1 protein-coding gene is annotated in these 1,029 nt (G+C 60.4%); it reads left to right on the top strand.

Annotated features, from left to right (window positions below; genetic code table 11):
• Nucleotides 1-68 precede the first annotated feature (68 nt).
• Nucleotides 69-1,029 (top strand): IS630 family transposase gene (locus AC04SG_RS32815; RefSeq protein ID WP_488554396.1). Its coding sequence is split into 2 segments (ribosomal slippage), with 962 coding nucleotides annotated over them: nucleotides 69-408 and nucleotides 408-1,029; the frame shifts between segments, so codons are not numbered across the junction. This gene is flagged as partial in the annotation.

The raw sequence follows: 1,029 nt of genomic DNA, 5'->3' as shown, positions 1-1,029 counted from the left end.
CGGCGTGGGATTCCCTCAGGCGTGCAAATCTGATTCAACCTTCGTGCTGGGCAAGGAGGTCAGCATGAATGGGCAAACCTTACTCGATGGATCTTCGCGAACGGGTTGTTGCATCGGTTGAGCGGGATGGGCTGTCACGACGGCAAGCCTCGGCGCGCTATGGGGTTGGTATCAGCACCGTCATCAGATGGGTGAGCCGGTTGCGCGAAACGAACAGTCTTGCGCCCGGCAAGATGGGTGGGCACAGGCCGAAGAAGATTGCCGGAGAGCATCGGGAGTGGCTGCTGGTGCGCTGCCGGGCCGCGGATTTTACGCTACGCGGTCTTGTGATCGAGCTGGCCGAGCGCGGCCTGAAGGTCGATTACCGCTCGGTGTGGGAGTTCGTCCACGCCGAGAAGCTCAGTCACAAAAAAAGACGCTGATCGCGGCTGAGCAGGATCGCCCCGATGTGGCGCGCCGGCGGGCACAGTGGGCAAAGTATCAGGACCGTATCGATCCTTCCCGCCTGGTGTTCATTGACGAGACATGGACCAAAACCAACATGGCGCCGCTCAGAGGATGGGCGCCGCGCGGCGAGAGGATCAAAGCCAAGGTGCCGCACGGCCACTGGAAGACCATGACCTTCCTGGCGGCGTTGCGCCATGACCGTGTCGATGCACCATGGCTCATCGACGGACCGATCAACGGCGAGCGTTTCCAGCTCTATGTCGACAAGGTTCTCGTCCCAACCCTCGAACCCGGCGACATCGTCGTCATGGACAATCTCGGCTCGCACAAGGGCAAGGCCGTACGCCGCGCCATCCGCTCGGCCGGCGCCAAGCTGTTCCTCCTGCCGAAATATTCGCCCGACCTCAACCCCATCGAGAAGCTCTTCGCCAAGCTCAAGCACTGGCTGCGCAAGGCTGCCAAGCGGACGGTCGAGACCGTCTGTGACGCCATCGGCCAAATCCTCAAAATTGTCTCTTCAAACGAATGCCAAAATTACTTCATCGAGGCCGGATATGCCCAACCTAAATTCATCCCGCTCTA

It is taken from the genome of Mesorhizobium sp. CNPSo 4684, assembly GCF_057784315.1.
This window is presented reverse-complemented; position numbering and strand designations above follow the sequence as displayed.